At 70.3% G+C, this 293-nt stretch carries 1 pseudogene; it reads right to left on the bottom strand.

The annotated features are described in order from the left end of the window. Nucleotides 1–293: pseudogene (locus ACR6JA_RS22595) on the bottom strand (formate dehydrogenase subunit alpha); the annotation flags it as partial.

A 293-nucleotide genomic window follows, 5' to 3' on the forward strand; every position in this document is an offset into this window, starting at 1 on the left:
GATGGCCATGACGGTGGTCGAGCCCTGGCTGTGCTCGGTCACGCCCAGGCCGTAATAGATCGAGCCGTTGCCGCCGGTGGCGAACAGGCGCGCCGCGCCGCGCACGGCCTGCGCCGGCACGCCGGTGATCTCGGCCATGGCTTCGGGCGAATTCTCGGGCAGCGACACGAAGTCGCGCCATTCCTGGAACGCCTTGGTCTCGCAGCGCTCGGCCACGAAGGCCTCGTCGATCAGGCCTTCGGTGGCGATCACGTGGGCCAGCGACGACAGCAGCGCGGTGTTGGTGCCGGGCC

Source organism: Cedecea sp. B1(4) (assembly GCF_059414925.1).